Annotated in this window: 18 protein-coding genes and 1 pseudogene; 9 read left to right on the top strand and 10 right to left on the bottom strand. The window is 37.8% G+C overall.

Annotated features, from left to right (window positions below; genetic code table 11):
* Positions 1-132: 132 nt before the first annotated feature.
* Both celB (AC1Q8N_RS20035) and AC1Q8N_RS20030 read right to left on the bottom strand, forming a co-directional pair.
* Positions 133-1,440, bottom strand: coding sequence for a PTS cellobiose transporter subunit IIC (gene celB, locus AC1Q8N_RS20035; protein ID WP_098721483.1), 1,308 nt, complete (start codon positions 1,438-1,440; stop codon positions 133-135).
* Between the two features lie 16 nt (positions 1,441-1,456).
* Positions 1,457-1,759, bottom strand: a complete 303-nt coding sequence (locus AC1Q8N_RS20030; protein WP_001023569.1) for a PTS sugar transporter subunit IIB — start codon at positions 1,757-1,759, stop codon at positions 1,457-1,459.
* A gap of 397 nt (positions 1,760-2,156) precedes the next feature.
* Here AC1Q8N_RS20030 and AC1Q8N_RS20025 point away from each other — a divergent pair, with 397 nt between their 5' ends.
* Together AC1Q8N_RS20025 and speD are read left to right on the top strand one after the other, a co-directional pair.
* On the top strand, positions 2,157-3,248 hold the full coding sequence (locus AC1Q8N_RS20025; protein WP_048542546.1) for a polyamine aminopropyltransferase: 1,092 nt from the start codon (positions 2,157-2,159) through the stop codon (positions 3,246-3,248).
* Between the two features lie 27 nt (positions 3,249-3,275).
* Positions 3,276-3,647: an adenosylmethionine decarboxylase gene (speD, locus tag AC1Q8N_RS20020; RefSeq protein WP_048542548.1), complete on the top strand. Its 372-nt coding sequence runs from the start codon at positions 3,276-3,278 to the stop codon at positions 3,645-3,647.
* A 110-nt stretch (positions 3,648-3,757) separates the two neighbouring features.
* Here speD and AC1Q8N_RS20015 read toward each other — a convergent pair whose 3' ends face one another.
* From AC1Q8N_RS20015 to AC1Q8N_RS20005, 3 genes are read right to left on the bottom strand one after another with little or no spacing between them, the layout of a single operon-like run.
* Complete coding sequence (locus AC1Q8N_RS20015) at positions 3,758-4,075, bottom strand: PTS lactose/cellobiose transporter subunit IIA (RefSeq protein ID WP_048542550.1); 318 nt, start codon at positions 4,073-4,075, stop codon at positions 3,758-3,760.
* A 9-nt stretch (positions 4,076-4,084) separates the two neighbouring features.
* The gene (gene celB, locus AC1Q8N_RS20010; protein WP_048542552.1) at positions 4,085-5,386 is read right to left on the bottom strand and encodes a PTS cellobiose transporter subunit IIC; all 1,302 of its coding nucleotides are present in this window, start codon (positions 5,384-5,386) and stop codon (positions 4,085-4,087) included.
* Positions 5,387-5,400: 14 nt separating this feature from the next.
* Positions 5,401-5,703 (bottom strand): PTS sugar transporter subunit IIB, encoded by a 303-nt coding sequence (locus AC1Q8N_RS20005; RefSeq protein ID WP_048542554.1) that lies wholly within the window; start codon positions 5,701-5,703, stop codon positions 5,401-5,403.
* Between the two features lie 223 nt (positions 5,704-5,926).
* On the opposite strand from AC1Q8N_RS20005, the gene AC1Q8N_RS20000 reads away from it, so the two are divergent.
* The 3 genes from AC1Q8N_RS20000 (at position 5,927) to AC1Q8N_RS19990 (ending at position 8,880) form a co-directional block, all read left to right on the top strand.
* Complete coding sequence (locus tag AC1Q8N_RS20000; RefSeq protein WP_048542556.1) at positions 5,927-7,144, top strand: dicarboxylate/amino acid:cation symporter; 1,218 nt, start codon at positions 5,927-5,929, stop codon at positions 7,142-7,144.
* Positions 7,145-7,299: 155 nt separating this feature from the next.
* Positions 7,300-8,457, top strand: coding sequence for an acyltransferase (locus AC1Q8N_RS19995; RefSeq protein WP_493521348.1), 1,158 nt, complete (start codon positions 7,300-7,302; stop codon positions 8,455-8,457).
* A 42-nt stretch (positions 8,458-8,499) separates the two neighbouring features.
* Positions 8,500-8,880 (top strand): VOC family protein, encoded by a 381-nt coding sequence (locus AC1Q8N_RS19990; protein WP_048542560.1) that lies wholly within the window; start codon positions 8,500-8,502, stop codon positions 8,878-8,880.
* A 39-nt stretch (positions 8,881-8,919) separates the two neighbouring features.
* On the opposite strand, the gene AC1Q8N_RS19985 is transcribed toward AC1Q8N_RS19990, so the two are convergent.
* Together AC1Q8N_RS19985 and AC1Q8N_RS19980 are read right to left on the bottom strand one after the other, a co-directional pair.
* Entirely contained in the window at positions 8,920-10,881 is a 1,962-nt protein-coding gene (locus AC1Q8N_RS19985) for a YhgE/Pip family protein (RefSeq protein WP_493521347.1), read from the bottom strand.
* Positions 10,882-11,055: 174 nt separating this feature from the next.
* Positions 11,056-11,304 (bottom strand): annotated as a pseudogene (locus tag AC1Q8N_RS19980) (zinc ribbon domain-containing protein); the annotation flags it as partial.
* Between the two features lie 746 nt (positions 11,305-12,050).
* Between AC1Q8N_RS19980 and AC1Q8N_RS19975 the strand changes: the two are divergent.
* A complete protein-coding gene (locus AC1Q8N_RS19975; RefSeq protein ID WP_048542563.1) occupies positions 12,051-12,935 on the top strand; it encodes a LysR family transcriptional regulator in 885 nt (294 codons plus the stop codon).
* Between the two features lie 55 nt (positions 12,936-12,990).
* On the opposite strand, the gene AC1Q8N_RS19970 is transcribed toward AC1Q8N_RS19975, so the two are convergent.
* Together AC1Q8N_RS19970 and AC1Q8N_RS19965 are read right to left on the bottom strand one after the other, a co-directional pair.
* A complete protein-coding gene (locus AC1Q8N_RS19970) occupies positions 12,991-14,076 on the bottom strand; it encodes a transcriptional regulator (RefSeq protein WP_493521346.1) in 1,086 nt (361 codons plus the stop codon).
* Between the two features lie 91 nt (positions 14,077-14,167).
* Complete coding sequence (locus tag AC1Q8N_RS19965; RefSeq protein WP_000283173.1) at positions 14,168-14,317, bottom strand: hypothetical protein; 150 nt, start codon at positions 14,315-14,317, stop codon at positions 14,168-14,170.
* Between the two features lie 254 nt (positions 14,318-14,571).
* On the opposite strand from AC1Q8N_RS19965, the gene cydA reads away from it, so the two are divergent.
* The 3 genes from cydA (at position 14,572) to AC1Q8N_RS19950 (ending at position 18,676) form a co-directional block, all read left to right on the top strand.
* Positions 14,572-15,927: a cytochrome ubiquinol oxidase subunit I gene (gene cydA / locus AC1Q8N_RS19960; protein ID WP_000381970.1), complete on the top strand. Its 1,356-nt coding sequence runs from the start codon at positions 14,572-14,574 to the stop codon at positions 15,925-15,927.
* Entirely contained in the window at positions 15,920-16,945 is a 1,026-nt protein-coding gene (locus AC1Q8N_RS19955; protein ID WP_098076488.1) for a cytochrome d ubiquinol oxidase subunit II, read from the top strand. The genes cydA and AC1Q8N_RS19955 overlap by 8 nt, the downstream gene beginning before the upstream one ends.
* 372 nt (positions 16,946-17,317) lie before the next feature.
* Entirely contained in the window at positions 17,318-18,676 is a 1,359-nt protein-coding gene (locus AC1Q8N_RS19950) for an arsenic transporter (protein WP_098076491.1), read from the top strand.
* A gap of 101 nt (positions 18,677-18,777) precedes the next feature.
* Here the strand turns inward: AC1Q8N_RS19950 and thiC are convergent, their stop codons facing one another.
* On the bottom strand, positions 18,778-20,538 hold the full coding sequence (thiC, locus tag AC1Q8N_RS19945; RefSeq protein WP_493521345.1) for a phosphomethylpyrimidine synthase ThiC: 1,761 nt from the start codon (positions 20,536-20,538) through the stop codon (positions 18,778-18,780).
* Positions 20,539-20,590: the final 52 nt, after the last annotated feature.

The following is a 20,590-nucleotide window of genomic DNA, read 5'->3' as shown; positions in this document are numbered from 1 at the left end:
TGAACATGTCTATTAAATTATTATTTTATTAATGATAGTTTAGTGTTCTTCTAGATGGGTCTCATCTTTTTGAACATGATATAAAAGTTAGTTGTTCTGACGAGCTATAAAAACTCGTCAGAACAATACTTTTTAAAGTGATACTGAATTGTCATTTCCTTTTGTTTCAGCCTTTGAAGCTTGTACATACGTACGGTCACACATTAATACGAATGGATAGTAAATAACTACCGCAATTGCAAAGTTCACAAGCTGTAGTACAGCACCAGCGATGCTTCCGCCCGCTACAAGATAACCACTAAAGATTGGTGGCATTGTCCATGGAACTAGAGCAACTGTTTTTGGTACCCATCCTAAAGAAATTGCTGTATAAGAAGTAATAACTAATACAACTGGTGTAAGTACAAATGGGATGATTAACGCTGGGTTTAATACAATTGGTGTACCGAAAATAACTGGTTCATTAATGTTGAAGAAACCAGGACCGATAGATACGCGGCCTACACCACGAAGCTGTGCACTTTTTGCAACAAGCATTACCGCTACTAGGAATGCTAATGTTGCACCCGATCCACCGATGTATACATATACATCAAAGAATGGCTTTGTGAAAATGTGTGGTACATCATATGCAGACATACCATCGTTAAATAATTTAATGTTCTTTTCTAGTGCTGGTAAATAGATTGGGTCGATAATACCACCGATAATATTAGGACCATGTAATCCGAAGAACCATAGTACGTGAATAAGTAATGCGATAATAATTGCACTTGGTAATGTACCTGCTAAACCTTGTAATGGTAATTGAATTGTTTCAAATACGAATTTATGAATACTTGTTCCTGCTAATTTCACTGCTAACTGAATACTTGCTGTTGCGATTAAAATAACAAATGCTGGTACTAATGCTGCAAAGGACTTCATTACTGCTGGTGGAACACCGTCTGGCATCTTAATTGTAATATCCCTTTGAACAAAGAATCGAAATACCTCCGTTACAAGAAGAGCTACAATGATAGAAACGAATAAACCTTGTGATCCTGTCCAGGCTAAATCAATACCGCCTTCTTTCGGCGTTGTCGGAGATATAATAATTAATGCACCGAATGTAATAATTGCTGCTGACAACGCGTCTACACCGTAAGATTTCGCTAAATTATAACTTATCCCAACTGCGGCTATGAGAGCTAATATTGCAAAGGACCCCGTCCACATACCACCGCCGATATCTTTCCAAACATCTCCGAATGCACCCTTCATAAGTTTTTGGAATGCATCAACCGGTAGATTATTTATAAGTACTGCAAACGATCCAACTAAAATAAGAGGCATAACTGCGATAAAACCATCACGGATTGCAACTAAATGGCGTTGCGATCCGATTCTTCCTGCGACCGGAACTAAATATTTCTCCATGAATGCAATAAACTTTTGCATTTCGCTTCCCCCCTAATTATTTTTTAAGTGTTAACGCGTGATCTAAAACTGCTTCTCCATTCATCATGCCGTAGTGCATTGGATTGATAACGTCGATTCCAACGTTCCTCTCATCAGCAAGCGTTTTCATTGAAGAAAGCATGTAACGAACTTGTGGTCCTAGTAATAATACATCTGCTTGATCGATATTTGTTTTTACTGCATCCCCAGATACAGCCCAAATCTTTCCTTCTAGACCGCGAGCTTTTGCAGCCGCTTCCATTTTTGTAACTAGTAAACTTGTAGACATCCCTGCTGAACAACATAATAAAATATTCATTTGAAAATCCCCCTTGTGTAGTATAAAAAATTTATGTTTATTTATTTTTCTTTACGCTATTTATTAATGCAATTAGCGTGCCAACTTTTTAAAACCACTAAAATCAGCACTTTTTCGACTGTTTTCTTTGTGTGTTAACGCTTTCAATTAGTGTGTCACCTAAAAAACACACAGTGTGTTATAAAACAACACGCTTTTAACACATAACTGTATGAAAATAGATTAGTGTTTAGTTGTCTAGTTGTGTTTAAAACAAAAAAACGCTAAAAAATTTTTTTAGCGTGAAAATCTAGTAAAAAATAAATCCCTCTTAAACACACTCTTCTATCTATTATTGTCCAAGCCGACTCTACTAAATTACATAGAATAAAATAACACAATTCGAAAGGGGATTCCTATGCCAAAACATAGAAAAAAGAACAAAATAAAGATTTATAGAATAACAAGCTATAAAAAAGACAAGCGCTCTGAATTAGACTCTGATAAATTTGAACTAGAACAACAGGAAATGGAAAATAAACAGGACAAGCAAGATAAACAGGATAAGCAGAACAAACAAGAACAATCGGAAAATGTAATCATAGTACCCACAAATTCACACAGCTTAGATATATGGGATGAAATTTCTCTTAAAGAAATACAAGCTGGTGAGCATACAAATTTATTTGCAGAACAAAGTAATTATCAAAATATTACTTTGTTACAAGTAAGTGATGTCCGTTTATATTTGGACAAGCAATTACAATTTAGTTCCGTCGATGAGCAAATTTATCATGAAGCACTTGTTCATCCAATTATGTCAAAGGTAATTGATCCAAAACGTGTTCTTATATTAGGTGGTGGCGATGGTCTTGCCCTGCGAGAAGTTTTAAAATATGAAACTTTGCTACATGTAGATCTTGTTGATTTAGACGAGGCAATGATTAATATGGCACGTAATGTTCCGGAAGTAGTTTCTTTAAATCAAAGTGCATTTTTTGATAGTCGTGTAAATGTACACGTATGCGATGCAAAAGAATTTCTAAATTCTTCTTCCCCTCTATACGATGTAATTATTATTGATTTTCCTGATCCAGCAACAGAAGTTTTAAGTACTTTATATACAAGCGAACTTTTTGCTCGGATAGCTACATTTTTAACAGAAGATGGAGCATTCGTCTGCCAATCTAATTCACCTGCTGATGCACCTCTTGTATATTGGAGCATCGGTAACACAATCGAACATGCTGGATTGACTGTGAAAAGTTATCATACAATCGTTCCTTCTTTCGGAACTGACTGGGGATTTCATATTGCTGCTAACTCTGCCTATGTACTCGATCAAATTGAACAATTATATGTTGTGCCAACTCCTCGAACATTACCTTCTCTTCTTGCTCCTTTGTTTCAATTTCAAGAAGAACATTTAGAACAACGTAATCTCGCTCTTTTAAACTCAGAATCAAACCTTATCCTACATCAATGTTACAAAAAAGAAATGGAGTTTTGACGATATTATAGTGAGGAGTGCTACCTTATGGAATACTCTACTTTCGGTAAGCATATAATAGTAGATTTATGGGGAGTGGACTTTTCTTTATTAGATGATGTTCACTTTTTAGAATATCATTTAGTTACCGCTGCTGATCGCTCTGGTGCACTTGTTTTAAACGTAAGTACAAAAGAATTCGATCCGCATGGCGTTACTGTTTTAGTTTTACTATCTGAAAGCCACCTTTCTATTCACACTTATCCAGAAAAAAACTTTGCAGCCATTGACTGTTATACGTGTGGTACGACCGTTGAACCGCAAATAGCGATTGATTATATCGTAAGTATATTAAAACCAAATGAGATGCATATAAAAAAGCTAATCCGTGGTATAGGGGAGATTGTTACTACCGATTAAATATCACTCTTACTCATTTGTAAAAAGGAGGATTATAAATACCATCAGTGGAACGAACACTCCACTGATGGTACAGACACATACATAAAAAAACCTTGCATACGCAAGGTTCATTCAGACATCGACATCTTCCTATATAATTCTACAAATTCACTCGCTAATTCCTTCACCGTTATTGCATTCATTAAATGATCTTGCGCGTGCACCATCAGAAGGGTAACTTCAGTCTTTTCACCACCAGCTTCTTTCTGTATAAGCTCCGTTTGTACACGGTGCGCCTCTTTTAATTCCTCTAACGCTTCTTGTAATTTAGCTTCTGCTTCTATAAATTCTCCACGCTTTGCGCAATCAATTGCTTCCATTGAACAACTTCTCGCATTTCCCCCATGCAAAATTAAATGAAAGGCCTTCGTTTCTATCGTATCCATTTTAGTTCTTTATGCCCCCTTTTCTTCCGCTAATTTTTGTTTATCCCATATTTTTAAGAATGGTAAATAAATAAAGAATGCCAGTGCAAAATTCACAAGTTGCAAAATAACACCTGAAATTTTTCCGCCCGATCCTAAATATCCGCTAAATAGAATAGGTGTAGTCCATGTTACAGCAGCACCACTTGGGCGAGCTACCCATCCCCATTCCATTGCAAAATAAGAAACAACCGTTAATACAACTGGAACTACTATAAATGGAATTAGTAACAGTGGGTTCATGACAATTGGCATACCAAAGGTCACCATCTCGTTAATATTAAAAATACCAGGTGCAATCGACAAACGTCCTAAACTTTTTAATTGCTGACTTCGCGCAAACAATAACATTCCGACAACTAAAGCAAGTGTGGCACCAGATCCCCCCATATAAATCCATAGGTCAAAAAACTGTGCGGTAATCGTATTCGGTACGTCTTGCCCAGCCTGAAAAGCAATTCGGTTTTGATCCATTAACGATAACCAAATTGGGCTCATTACACCACCTACAATTGTAGCCCCATGAATTCCGCATGCCCAAAGGACATGAACGAGAATAACTGCAATTACTGCGCCCCAAAGACTAGCCCCCAGTATACTAAGTGGCTCTTGCAAAAGCTTCCCTACAACATTATGAATACTACCGAAAGTCGTGTGTTCAAAGATTAACCTAATAATCCAAACAACTGTCACAACAATAAATCCCGGAATAAGTGCTGCAAATGAACGCGTTACTGCTGGTGGAACTGTCTCAGGCATCTTTATAATCATCTTTTTTTGCACAAGAAATCGGTATATTTCAGTAGATATAATTGCAATAATCATCGCTACAAATAAACCTTGGCTTCCCATTAATGCTGCTGGGATTACGCCATCTACCAGTATACTTTCTTTCGTACCTGGAACGATATATGCAACTTGAAATGGAGTTGCAAGTAAAAATGTCACAAGTGACAATGCCCCGGATGCTAAAGCATCCACTTTATAATACTCTCCAAGTCTGTAAGCGATTCCAAAAACAGCTATTAAAGCCATTATATTAAAAGTTGCACTAACTGGATACCCTAATGCTACGTTCCAATTTTTCCCGAACAAACTCGCCATGAATTCATTATAACCGGGGATTGGTAATGTACTAATAATAAGAAAAATTGATCCTATAATTAAGAACGGCATCGTCAAAACAAGTCCATCACGAATTGCTAGCAAATGCCTCTGTTCTGCAACTTTCCCCGCTACTGGCATTACATATTTCTCTAAAAACCGTATCATCTATCCCACACTCCTCATGGTTTCATTAACAAAGCTGCTTGCAAGATAGCTTCTCCATTACAAAGCCCGTAATGGACAGATTGAATGACATCAACAGGTATTCCCTTCTCCTTACATAATTCTTTCATTTTCGGTAATAAATAACGTACTTGCGGTCCTAGTAAAAGTACATCAGCTTCATCTATGTGACTATTGACTTCAGAACCTGATACAGCCCAAATCTTTACCTCTATCCCTTTTGCCTCTGCTGCTTTCTCCATTTTTGTAACAATCAAACTGGAAGACATTCCCGCTGCACAGCAAAGTAAAATATTCATCCCTTTTCCCTCCCCCTTTTTCCAAACCTAAGTTACGGTGCATCCTTTGCCACCACTAGGTTACAAATATATATGTCTAGATTTCCTGCTGTATGCCGAGCTTAAAAACAAAAATTTCTCGGTTTTCACGCTATTCCATCTATCATTATTCTCCTAGTAAAGAGGACTCTAACTCGCTATAATAATTCAGTATGATTTTTTTAATTGATAGGAGGATATATTTATGAAGGCATATCGCTTTCCACTTATTTTATTATCTTCTATCCTAATTGGTGGTTTCATTGGTTATTTCATGGGTGCCGATGCAGTTGCTTTAAAGCCGCTTGGTGACATTTTCTTAAACTTAATGTTTACAATTGTTGTACCTTTAGTGTTCTTTAGCATCGCGTCATCTATTGCTAATATGGATGGATTAAAACGTTTCGGTAAAATTATGTCGAGTATGGCTGGGACTTTCTTATTTACAAGTATTTTAGCTGCTATTTTTATGATTATTGTCGTGAAAGTATTCCCACCAGCACAAGGTGTTGTATTAGAACTAACACAACCTGACAAGGCTGAAAAAGCGGTTAGTGTTGCGGATCAAATCGTTGGTATTATAACAGTATCTGACTTCTCGAAGTTACTATCTCGTGAAAATATGTTAGCTCTTATTTTCTTCTCTATTTTAATGGGGGTTGCAACTTCAGCAGTTGGTGAAAAAGGAAAGCCATTCGCTACATTCTTACAAGCTGGTGCAGAAATTTCAATGAAAGTTGTATCTTTCATTATGTACTACGCTCCAATCGGACTTGCTGCTTACTTCGCGGCATTAGTTGGTGAATTTGGACCACAACTTCTTGGAACTTACTTCCGAGCAGCAATGGTATACTATCCAGCGTCTCTCATTTACTTCTTTGTATTCTTCACGTTCTATGCATACCTTGCCGGTCGCAAACAAGGTGTACAAATCTTTTGGAAGAACATGGTCTCTCCTACAGTTACATCACTAGCAACTTGTAGTAGTGCTGCTAGTATTCCAGCGAACTTGGAAGCAACGAAGAAAATGGGTATCTCTTCTGACGTTCGTGAAACAGTTGTCCTTCTTGGATCTACACTTCATAAAGATGGATCTGTTTTAGGTGGCGTATTAAAAATTGCTTTCTTATTCGGTATTTTCAACATGGAATTCGAAGGACCGAAAACATTAGCAATTGCACTTGTTGTTTCTCTATTAGTAGGAACAGTAATGGGCGCTATCCCAGGTGGTGGTATGATTGGTGAAATGTTAATCGTTTCTCTATACGGCTTCCCGCCAGAAGCATTGCCAATTATCGCAGCAATTAGTACAATCATTGACCCTCCTGCAACAGTGTTAAACGTAACAGGAGATAACGCTTGTGCCGTAATGACAGCTCGCCTTGTAGAAGGTAAGAACTGGATCAAAAATAAATTTGCTTAATAAATAGAAAGAGGATGCTCATTTTGAGCATCCTCTTTTGTTGATAAGTCGATATAATCCATTCCGCCACAAATTTGTTAAAACCTTCACAAATATTCCACACTCATTATCCATTCTCCGTACTATAATCATGTATGGAAAAGGAGATGGACAATATGACTCAAAGCGCACCAGAATTTAAAGTTTTGCAAAGCATTGCATTCCTCGCTGTCGTTTTGCAAAGTTCCTTATTATATACAATGAATCAAGGAAATGTTTCACTTGAGCAATCCCTCATTATGGGCATGCTATTCAACCTTGCAAAATTTTCGGCACCTGCATTCATATTTATCGTTGGCTTTCACTTAATTCGGCAATATACGAAGCAACTGGTCTACACAGAATATATTTATGAAAAAGCCGCACATTTACTCATTCCTTATTTCTTCTGGTCTATTCTTTACTTATTAACAACAAACGATATGATTACACTACAAAGCGGAATCAAAAGTTTATTACTCGGAACAGCCGCGCCCCATCTTTGGTACGTTATTATGATGTTCCAAATTCACTTATTGTTCCCTTTGCTATGCACACTATTTTATTGGTTTCAAAAACGAACAGAAAATAAAAAAGACATATATAAATATATGACCATCTTTGCTTGTCTATATTTCCTCTTAATGTGGTATTCTTCCCACTACATTTTTAATGGAGAGAAATTGACTAGCTCAACCATTTTACATTATACAGATCGTTCCTTCTTCTTCTACTCATTCTATTTCGTCATGGGAGGAATCGCTGCTGTCGCACTAAAAGCGTGGCGTACATTTGTCATGAAACATATCCCGCTTATAACAATGTTATTTTTCGTCTTATTTCTATTCATCAATTATGAGTTATTTAGTTTTTACGGAGCAAACTCTATTCATTTAACCGTTTCGACTTATTTAAAACCGTCTATGTTTATATATATCGTATGCGAAATTATTATACTTTACGTGCTGTCTATTACAATCGTACAACGACGAGGTTTCTTATATAAAGCTTTACGATTTATTGGGAGTTACACGTATGGTGCTTATTTAGCTCATTTTTTCTTCTTGCAACTATGTACAAAATTCCTTTCTTTGTTCACACTGCAAGAAAACACAATATTATATAGCCTATTATTATTTACAATAACGGCCACAATCTCAATTTCAGCAATGGTCATTTGTAGTACACTACCATTTCATACATGGATTACAGGACCTTCTCCTACGAAAAATGTGAAATGGGCTAAGATTGTACTTCAGAAAAATCACGAAAAGGTATTCAAACCATATCTTTGATATAATAGAATTCCATACAAGAAAAGAAAGTAGGACACACCTATGATTAATCAAATTGGACAAATTATGTTATATGTAAATAATCAAGATGAAGCAGTACAATTTTGGACTGAGACAGTAGGATTCCAAATTATTGCGGAAGAAAATAACGGACAAGGCTTTCGCTGGATTGAAATTGCACCAACGAAAGAAGGAGGCACAAGCATCGTCCTTCACGATAAAGCGTTAATTGCGAAGATGCAACCTGAATTAAACTTACATACACCTTCACTTATGTTCTTCTCTAATAACTTAGATCAACTGTATAAAGATCTTTCTGAGAAAAACGTTACAGTTGGACAAGTTGTAGATTTACCTACTGGTAGAGCATTCAACTTTGCTGATAATGAAAACAATTACTTTGCGGTAATGGAACGCAAATAAAAAAGAAGCTATCCGTTTTTTCGGATAGCTTCTTTCATTTTAAGAAACTTGTTCTGCATTTGTTTCCCTATGTTGTATATGACTCGTGATCCAAGCAATTCCGCCAGCAACAACGAGATAGCATAACAATATTAAAATTTGCATTTGTAATTGCAACCAATCTCCTAAAGAAATCACATCTTGTAGCCCTCTAAGAGAATGGGACATTGGAAGAAATTGTCCAATCTTGCTAAGAACAGCTATATTTAATTCTCCTGGGAAAGTACCCCCGCTCGTCGCTAATTGCAGGACGAGAAGCGTTACCGCTAAAAATTTTCCAACAAGACCAAATACCGTTACTAACATGAGAATAAATGTCATGAACGTAAAGGAAATAACAATACTTGATAAAACAAAGAGTGGCACACTTGCAACTTCTAATTTCATAACTCCTAGCACAGCCACATCCACAAGTAATGCTTGAATAAGTCCAATTAAATATACCAATCCTAGTTTATTAATAAAATGTACTGTTCCGCTTACCTTCATATTTTGTCTACGGCCAAGAGGTAAAATATTCGATGCCATAATTCCGCCAACATAAAATGCAAGGGATAAGAAATATGGCGCAATACCTGAACCGTAGTTAGGTACGTCCGAAACTGTTGACTTCACTAACTGAACTGGCTCTGAGAACATCGTATTGCGTGCATCATCATTGCGAACATCCGCTATCTTCTCTGCGCCCTCTCCCAATCTCGTAGAAAGTTCTTTCGCACCATCGTCAAGTTTAACAAGTCCGTTCGTTAATTTATCAGCACCATGATTCAGCTCTGTTCCGCCACTCGCAAGGTGATTTACACCTTCTTGTAATGATGTAAATCCATTTCCCCATTTCGTAAATCCGTCAGCTACATTCGCTGCACCATCTGCTATCTTTTTCGTTCCAGCAGTAGCTTCGTTTAACTTAACTCCGAATATATTCATACCTTCTTCAATCTTATTCTGACCGTCAGCAAGCTTCTTCGCACCTTGTGTCAATTGTTGTTGGCTATTATGTAAAGTGTTTGCTGCTTTAGCTAATCCGTTAGAAGTAGCAATGATCTTTTGAAAAGCAGGATCTTGTTGCACTTCTGGATGACTTTTCACGTACTCTTCTAATTGTTGCTTTACACTATTTGCTGCATTGTCCGCTTTCACTTGCCCTTCAGCAAGTTTCTCACTTCCGTTCACCCATTCATTTGTACCCGCACTTAATTCACTAACCCCTGATTGTAGAGTTTTTTCACCTTGCACCAATAATTCCATCCCGCTATGAAGCGAGTTTGCTCCTTGACTTAGCTCGTTTGCTCCGCCAGTTAAGGCTGATTGGCTAGCAGCAAGTTTTTCACTTCCCTCTTTCACTTTGGATGTCCCGTCACTTAAACGATGAATACCATCTGCAAGCTGATTGGCTCCGTTTCTTGCATCTGTCGTTCCTTCATGTAACTTCTCAGCCCCATTACTTGCATCACTCAATCCTTGTGCTAAGTCTTGAAACTTTGAAAAGACACCTTCTGTATAAGATTTCGTAATACTATTTGAAATTTTTGTTTTCATATTTTCAACAGCTGTCGTTCCAATTTGAGCTGCTACAAAGTTTTTACCTGGATTTACTTTGTACTGAAGCTGTGCTGGCTCTGGTTTCTCATCCATTAGTGTACTTACCTTTTGAGAGAAATCCTCTGGAATCGTAACAACCATATAATACTTATCTTCTTTTAACCCTTCATCAGCATGTTTTTCTGATACGAAATGAAAAGCTAGTTCCTTATTCTCTTTTAAATTTTTTACAAAATCATCTCCTGCATGAATTGTTTTTTCATCCATCGCAGCACCCTTATCTAAATTTACAATCGCAACAGGTAATTTATCTAATTTTCCATATGGATCCCAGTATCCAGCTAAAAAGAATCCTGAATAAATTAAAGGAACGATTAATAGAAAAATTAAAGCGATACGTCCATGTTTATGGTGCCACATCGCTTTCCAATCTTTAAATATAAGTTGAATTCCGATACGATAAACTTAACTAAATCTATACAATTCAATCAAATTTACACGAGTTAGTGCTTCATTGTGTTCTCGCAACCCCGAAGGGACGAGGGGTATAACACTCCACACGAGGCAGTATCGTTACCTCCTATTATCAAGCATTTATTTTACCCATCTTGATAAATTTATCGAAGCATTTGCATCCCTATCATGATGGCTATTGCATGAAGCACAACGCCACTCACGTATTTTTAAACTCCACTGTCCTTCTGGTTGAACGGAATGGTCGTATTTTACTCCACAACATGAGCAAATCTTGCTTGAGGCGAACCATTTATCAGCTTTTACATACGCAATGCCATATTTCTCGCACTTGTATGATAAACATTGCATGAAAGATTTGTTCTTCTGAATAGTAGCGTGTTCCACCAGCATTCTCCTTAGACTAATCGGATGCAAACCTGTTAATTCTGATACTTGACTAACTCGTGAAAATTTCATTATTATTCTCACCTCATTGAACCTAACATAGCACGTACGTTCGGTATTTTCAATGAAGTTTGATAGATTCAATAAAATTTATCTTGTTCAACTAAGGGCGCAATTCCTTAGCCAGTTCTCTTATGAACTTCTCATGTTTTCACATGAGCGCAGACTATATGTTTATCTACTTAAAGATAGAGGATTTTTCCATCACCATAGGCTTGTGATGTACTCTCGTCAGTTATACGAGATAGTCGTTGAACGTTCATCTTATCCATTTTGACTTAGATGATTCGAGGCGGAAGACCCATTGTTCTAGTGTTTAGGATTTAACCTTGCACCATCTGATTGATTTTTTCTGCTTTCGCGACATTCACGCTCACCATTTCTAGCCACGTTGTAGTTCAATCAGCTTTAGGGATTGCCCGCAGTTAACCCTCACTACTAGCCAATCACTTGACTAGCAGGGCTTACTGATATATTTAATTAACTTTCGTTATAATTGGTTAAATAAATCGTAACAGTTAGTTACCCTTCATGAAACATACTCCTTCTCCTAATTTCACACCATTACAATGGTTTAACAGATTTACTATACACGCCACTTTCCATACTGTATAATACATATTTAATTATTAATTCATTCCTTTTGGTCTATAGAAAGGAGAGTCAAAATGGAACTTCTGCAACTAAAATACTTTCAGACAGTCGCACGATTAGAACATATGACAAAAGCGGCTGAGGAATTGCATATCGCACAACCTTCGCTCAGCAAAACAATCGCTAGATTAGAAAAGGACTTAGGCGTCTCGCTATTTGATCGCCAAGGTCGACACATTACATTAAACTCTTTTGGGAAAGTATTTTTAAAACGAGTAGAGCGCATTTTTCATGAATTAAGTGAAGGCGAACGAGAAATTAAAGACTTAGCTGAATTACAACAAAGCTCTATTACACTGGCAGTTTCTATTCCGAGAATATTACCAGAACTACTCGGTTCTTTTTTACTAGAACATCCTAACGTTCGATTCCAACAGTTTCTCGCATCTACTCCTTCTATGAAACGACAACTAGATAATATAGAAATTGACTTTTGCATTTCTTCTGTGCCAATTGAAGGCGAGGAAATTATGTGGGAACCACTTATTACAGAAGCAATTTTCTTAGTCGTCCCCTCAGGTCATCGTTTATCAGGACGCGACAGTATTCACCTGCATGAAGTAAAAGATGAACCATTTATTAGTATGAACACTGGTTACGGATTTCGGCACTTAACAGATGAATTTTGCAAGGAAGCTGGGTTCACTCCACATATCGCTTTTGAAGTAGATGAACCAACCGTAATTAGCGACCTTATTAAGCAAGGTCTCGGCATCGCTTTCGTCCCAAGTTTAACTTTATTAAAAAACTCTACTTTAGCATTAAATAAGTTACGTATTATTGAACCGAATTGCGAGCGAACTATCGGATTAAGTTGGTCGAAGAAACGCTACTTATCAAAAACCGCTCAGCAATTCCGTAAATTCGTAATTGACTACTTCTCCAATATTAGAACGTAAAATTATATCGACTTAGTAAAAAATAAAAGGTGCCACCTTCAGAGGATAGCACCTTCTATTTCTTACTCTTCTCTAATTCCATTTCCGCTAAAAGTGGCAATACGTTATCGAAAATATGTGTATTATTATTTTCGCCTGTTACGTATCCACCGTAATATCTACTAAATACGTTGTCATTTCGGAATGTGGCCATATGATTATATAATTCCTTTGCAAACTTTGTATCACCTGTTTGTAGTACGTACAAGATCGTTAGTCCGTATGCAGCTGGCGATTCATAATTCACAGTTTGTTTTCCCGTTTCTAAATTGTAACGACCGTATAGCTTTCCATCCTCATGGAATTTTTTCTTTATAAATTCCATGTAAGCATCTGATGAAAGGCCACCTAAACTACGATGATATGCGACGTATGATTGGTCAATAAGATTCACTTCTTTATCGTACGTAAAAGTACCATCTTCTTTATACTCTTTCGGGAATGCCCAGCCATGCCTTGGGTAATCCGCTAAAAATTGAACCACGTCCTGATATTGCTGATCAGAAACTTTCCCGTACTTTTTCATATACGAGAATGCGTGCGGATTTAAGTATGATGTTGTTGCAAAATTATTTTGTTTACCTGCATCTGCATCATAATAATCAACGTAATAATTATCTTTCTTATTATAACGAATTACAGCGTCACTCAATTGATCTGCCAAGTTTTTATAACGCTCTTCCTTGTACATTTCATAAGCGCGATATAATTGTTCTATAATACGAAGATCATCTATAAGTGCATTTGTAGCTGACTGTATTTCTCCCTTTTCAGAGATTTTCCATAAAACAATTTGGTCCTTATGTACAAAGTTATTTTGAATAACCTTAACTTGTTCATCGAATAACGCTTGATCGTCTTTATCCAATGTATATTGTAGCCACAGTCCTGCTGATTCCGATAAAGCTTCACGGCCTTTCGCTTCACCCGTACCTGCCTTTGTATCCGCTAAACGATATGTGGCAAGCGTCCCATTTTCATTCACCATATGTCTTAAAATAAAATGTTCTGTACGGTTTCCTTGTATAGCTGACCAAAATACAATGCCACCTAAAGCGATTAAGAGAATAACTCCAATCCCTATATATAAACGTTTCCGCAATCTTTTCACCTCCCTAATAAGGCTAGCCTTAATTTTACCAGAACATACGTAAAATTAAAAAAGACAATCTATTAGATTGTCTCCCTTGCCTCTATCCCTCACAAGCCTCTTTAGAAGGTCTATATAGCGATGCCACAAGTCGATCATATTCACGACGCGTAATCTCTTTATTATACAGCTTCAATAATAAATCTCTATGCTCTTTTGAAAATGCCATCTTTTTAATGACTTCAGGATACATAAAACATCCTCTCCATTTCACATAAACTTCTTCACCTCGAAAAACAGAACTTATGTTCGCATAAAAGATTATAAAATATTCCTTACTAAAAAACAAACAAAATATTATTAAAAATTAACTTCTTTCTATTTAGAATATTCAAACATTATATTACCATATCCACTTTTTAAATACATATATATTTTTGGTAGTTTTTCTGAATAAATCTTCCAATTCAATCAGAAAATAATGGCAAAAAGAAGAGGAGTTTACATATGGATACGGTAACATTAGCAAGAGCATTTTTTGGTTCTTCATTAGCATTTCACATTATCTTTGCAACACTTGGTGTCGGACTTTCATTAATGATTTTTATAAGTGAAATACTCTATCACTGGAAGAAAGATTCCGATTACGCCATTATGGCGAAAAGATGGACGAAGGCTTTTGCCATCCTTCTCGGTGTAGCAATTCCAACTGGAACAATTGTTGGTGTGCAAATCTCACTTCTTTGGCCTGGTTTTGCCAAAATTGTTGGGCAGGTTATTTCTGTTCCCTTTCAAATTGAGATTTTCGCCTTCTTTTTAGAGGCGTTGTTCATGTCTATTTATGTATATGCAGCTGACAAACTACCTCCATTCATGAGATTAATCTCGCTATTCTTCGTCATGATTGGTGCCACGGCATCTGCCGTGCTTATTACATCAGCAAATACATGGATGAATACACCCGCAGGCTTTTCAATGGGGCCAGATGGATCAGTTTTTAACGTTGATCCATGGAAAGCTTTCTTTAATCCGAGTTTTGGTACAAGCGCATTCCACGTTGTGATTACAGCCTATACAACTGGAGCTGCCGTCATTGCCTCTATCGCTGGATTTAAATTATTAAAGAAGAACTTAAGTAAACGTGAAATTGCTTATCATAAAAAGGGACTACTGTTAGGACTCGTCGTGACATTTATTACAGGTGCTACGATGTGGCTTTCGGGACACGAATCGGCGATTGCCTTACATAAGCATTCTCCTGAAAAACTTGCATCTGCTGAAGCTTTATTTGAAACGACATCACATGCACCGTTATCAATTGGCGGAGTTGTAGACCCTAACACACTTGAACTAAACTATGCACTAGAAATCCCGAACATGCTTAGCCTACTAGTGGGACTCGACCCTAGCACCGTCGTAAAAGGACTAAAGGAATTCCCACAAGAAACATGGCCACCATTTTACACACATACACTATTCAACTTAATGGTCGGCACCGCTGCCTTTACTTTTGCAGTTGCAGCAATCGCCCTCTTATATTGGTACTTTGTTTACCGAAAAAAAGGTGCAGAATTACCGAAGTGGCTTCTTTGGGGAGCTGCAGCATGTGGACCAATTATGATGCTCGGTATTGAATTCGGGTGGATTTTCAGCTGTAGTGGTCGTCAACCATGGACCATTTATGGTATGCAACGGACAGTGGACGCTTCTACACGCGCTGATTTTGTCGGTCCTTTATTTATTCTATTCATCATTTTATATATTGGACTCGGCATTTTAACAGTTTTTGTACTACGGACATTCTTTAAGAAACATCCGCTTACAAATGATTTACATCACGAAGGAGGCGATTCTCGTGCATGAGGAAAGTATTGCAATCATCATCTTATGGGCTCTTATTTTCGTATACAGTATATTAGGGTCCATCGATTTTGGAGCAGGTTTTTGGGGCATGGTATACGCAAAACATCCAACGCTCGCTGCCAAACTTGCCAATCGATACTTATCACCAACTTGGGAAGTAACAAATACATTTCTCGTTTTTGTCGTTGTCGCTTTTCTCGGTTTCTTTCCGAAAGCTGCTTTCACCCTTGCGACAGTGATGTTCGTGCCAGTTATGTTAATTTTAATACTCATTGCAATTCGCAGTACATTCATGGTATTTGCTTACTCTCTGCCAAAGTATCAATTCCTCCTTCGGGTGATTTCAGGTATTACTGGGCTCTTAATTCCAGCCTTATTAATTACTGTTTTACCCGTTACAGAGGGGGCTTATATTACAATTTCTGAAGGAAAAGAAGTACTCCTGTATGGAAAACTTCTTTCTAGCCCGGTTATCTACTGCTATATGCTCTTTGGGCTAACTTCGGAACTATTTCTCTCCTCTCTCTTTCTTGCTGATTTTGCGAGAGAGCAAGGTTCAGAAGATTCGTATAGAATTTATAGAAGAAACGCCATCATCCTCGGTCCTGCAACACTCGTTACGGCGATTATCGCCCTCGTTGTAATGGATCCGGAAACACACTGGCTTATGCAAGGACTAATAAAGCAATTCCCATGGTTTACAGTTTCTATCGTTTTATTCGTTATCGGATACTCTTCTCTTTGGTGGACAAACAAGAAGTACGGCACACTAGGATACCCTCGCATCGCCGTTTTAGCGGTCGTCGCTCAATATGCATTTGCAAGTTACGCTTACGGTGTCGCGCATTTACCTTATATTATTTATCCTGATGTAACTGTATTTACAAGTTTTACAACGACAGAAACATTCTATGCATTGCTTATCCTATACGCAATTGGAATCGCAATTTTACTACCAGGATTTATTTTCTTCTGGAATTTATTCTTGAAGGATCGAACTTTTTTGAAGGGAAAATAATATATTCGGGGGAGTCTGTTCCAAAAGGCATTTGGGATGGGCTCCTTTTGTCATGTTTTGTCGATAAGTCGATATATTTTAAAAATCGCTAATATATTTTGAGTTGCGCTGATATATTTTAAGCTGCACCAATATATCTCCATAATCGCCCATATAAATTTCATTTACTATCTTACTGCCAATCTAATTTATAGACTCCTCTCATAATAGTTATTTCACTATTCGTGACACTTGTCCTTTCGCTTGAAAAACACATATTCACTTCATTCCATTATATGCCTAGTTCTTCTTATTTTTTGCTGAATATACTACCAATACAGACCTTGAGACAAGCTACATTGGTTTAAGGAAAAGTAGAAAGGTAGGTAAAATATGAGCATTGAAATATGGATTACTATTATTGTATTCTTCTTAACGATGATTGTTATCTTTTGGCGACCCCGTGGCTTAAATGAGGCTTGGCCGGCAGCAATTGGCGCTGGCATTATCCTGATTACTGGACTTGTATCAAGACCAGACGTCATAGATATTATTAGTAAAATTGGCGGTGCCTCTATAACAATATTAGCGACCATCGTTATGGCGGTTATATTAGAAAGCTTCGGCTTCTTCCACTGGTCCGCAGCGAAACTTGCAAATTTAGCAAAAGGCTCTGGTCGCCGTCTATACTGGTATATTCAATTATTATGTTTTCTTATGACTCTTTTATTTAATAACGACGGTAGTATTTTAATTACAACTCCAATTTTAATTCTTCTTCTAAAAAACCTTCAATTAAAACCACATCAACAAATTCCTTATTTATTAAGTGGTGCTTTAATCGCTACTGCATCTAGTGCACCAATTGGTGTAAGTAATATCGTAAACTTAATCGCATTAAATATCGTGAATATGACTCTTTACATGCATACTGCTATGATGTTTGTACCTGCAACATTAGGACTATTGTTTATGTCATGGCTTATGTATACAGTGTTAAAGAAAAAACTTCCAAAAAAATTACCTGTTTCTTCATATGATATCGAAGAAATATTCTTCACGAAAAACTTCCATCCGTTAAAAGGAAAAAATTCAGTTGATACGAAACAAAAACGGACAAGATTCATGCTAAAAGTATTAGGCTTCGTCTTCCTTATGCGCTGCCTTCTATTCGTTGCATCCTTCTTATCGATTCCAATCGAAATTGTTGCTGTACTCGGTTCACTCGTTCTTCTCATCTGGAGATGGTACTACTTACGAACAAACCCAGTCGATATTTTGAAAAAGACACCGTGGCACATTTTAATTTTCGCATTCTCTATGTATGTAATTATTTACGGGCTTCACAATGCAGGGTTAACAGCGGCGCTTGTAAGTTGGCTCGAACCAGTTGTAAGTCAGCATCTACTCTATGCTAGCTTTGCAATGGGCGGACTTGTATCTATCCTCTCTAACGTCTTTAATAATCACCCTGCACTTATGATTGGTACCATTACGTTAACAGAAATGGGCCTAGATCCAGTCACATTAAAAACTATCTATCTCGCAAATATCATCGGTAGTGACATCGGTTCACTATTATTACCAATCGGTACGCTAGCTTCCCTCATTTGGATGTATATCCTAAGACAAAACAAAATTAAAGTGAAATGGAAAGATTATTTAAGCGTATCTCTCATCGTAATCCCACTTACAACAGCCGTCACATTATTCCTCTTATACTACTGGGTACAATTATTCTTCGCCTTATAGAAAATAGAAGCCCCCTTTGCTACCGTCTTAGCAAAGGGGGCTTCTTCTATATTTAAGTTAGGTACTACAGTGTGATCAATCAAGTAAAGAGGTGTAACGTATTATTGGTATAAATGACTACCAGTGTCTTTAAATTCTTTCGCTTTCTCTTTCATCCCTTTTTCAATTGCTTCTGTCGTTTCTAAATCATTGTCTTTCGCATATTCACGAATATCATTTGAAATTCTCATACTACAAAACTTCGGTCCACACATTGAACAGAAATGAGCCGTTTTCGCGCCTTCTGCTGGCAATGTTTCATCGTGATATTCCATCGCACGTTCAGGGTCTAAAGATAAATTAAATTGATCGCGCCAACGGAATTCAAAGCGAGCTTTTGAAAGTGCATCATCACGCTGATGAGCCGTTTTGTGCCCTTTCGCAAGATCAGCTGCATGTGCAGCAATTTTGTACGTAATAACCCCCGTGCGAACATCATCTTTATTCGGCAAACCTAAATGTTCTTTCGGCGTTACATAACAAAGCATCGCCGTTCCGAACCAGCCAATCATCGCCGCTCCAATTGCCGATGTAATATGGTCATAACCTGGTGCAATATCTGTCGTTAACGGCCCAAGTGTATAGAACGGCGCACCCTGACAAATATCAAGCTCTTTCTCCATATTCTCTTTAATTAAATGCATCGGTACATGCCCAGGTCCTTCAATCATCACTTGCACATCATGTTTCCAAGCAATCTTCGTTAATTCACCAAGTGTTTCAAGCTCAGAAAACTGTGCTTCGTCATTTGCATCTGCAATCGAACCTGGACGTAATCCATCTCCAAGAGAGAACGAAACGTCGTACTGCTTCATAATTTCACATATCTCTTCAAAATGAGTGTATAAGAAGTTTTCTTTATGATGGAATAAACACCACTGTGCCATAATTGAACCACCACGTGAAACGATACCTGTTGTACGCTTTGCAGTAATCGGAATGTAACGAAGTAATACGCCCGCGTGAATCGTAAAGTAATCAACACCTTGCTCAGCTTGCTCAATTAACGTATCACGATACACTTCCCACGTTAAATCTTCTGCAATTCCGTTTACTTTTTCCAGCGCTTGATAGATCGGTACAGTCCCAACTGGTACAGGCGCGTTACGAATAATCCACTCACGCGTCGTATGAATATTTTTACCTGTAGATAAATCCATAATCGTATCCGCACCCCAGCGCGTTGCCCACGTCATCTTCTCTACTTCTTCTGCAATTGAAGAAGATACAGCAGAGTTTCCGATATTTGCATTGACCTTCACGTGAAAGTTACGGCCGATAATCATCGGTTCTGCTTCCGGATGGTTAATATTCGCCGGTAAAATGGCACGACCTTCCGCGATTTCCTTACGAACAAACTCAGGCTCTACTCCTTCACGAATCGCAACATATTCCATCTCAGACGTAATGATGCCATTACGCGCATAATGCATTTGCGTAACGTTTGCCCCTTGCTTTGCTCTAAGCGGCTGACGATCCATTTGCGGGAAAACAGGCGTATGTTTCAAAGCCACTTTCACACCGTCATCCTCTGGTTTCACTTCGCGCCCTTCGTATGCTTCTACATCTCCGCGCTCCAGGATCCAAGAGTGGCGCGGCGCCTGCAATCCCTTTTCCAGTTCCACCTTATACGCAGGATCAGTATAAGGACCGCTCGTATCATATACACGAATTGGCGGATTCGGAATACCGTTCGTTTCGCTTTGTTCAATCTCACGCATCGGCACTTTCATACCCGCGCATGGTCCATCCACATACACTTTCTTACTTCCTGGTAAACTCGATTTCAATTCAATTTGCTCAGCTGAAACAGGCTGTTTCATAACCTTTGTTGCCCCCCTGTACGTGACAAGGACGAGATATGGCCAGCGTATG

Source organism: Bacillus sp. GW823-FHT06B01, from assembly GCF_058952315.1.
This window is presented reverse-complemented; position numbering and strand designations above follow the sequence as displayed.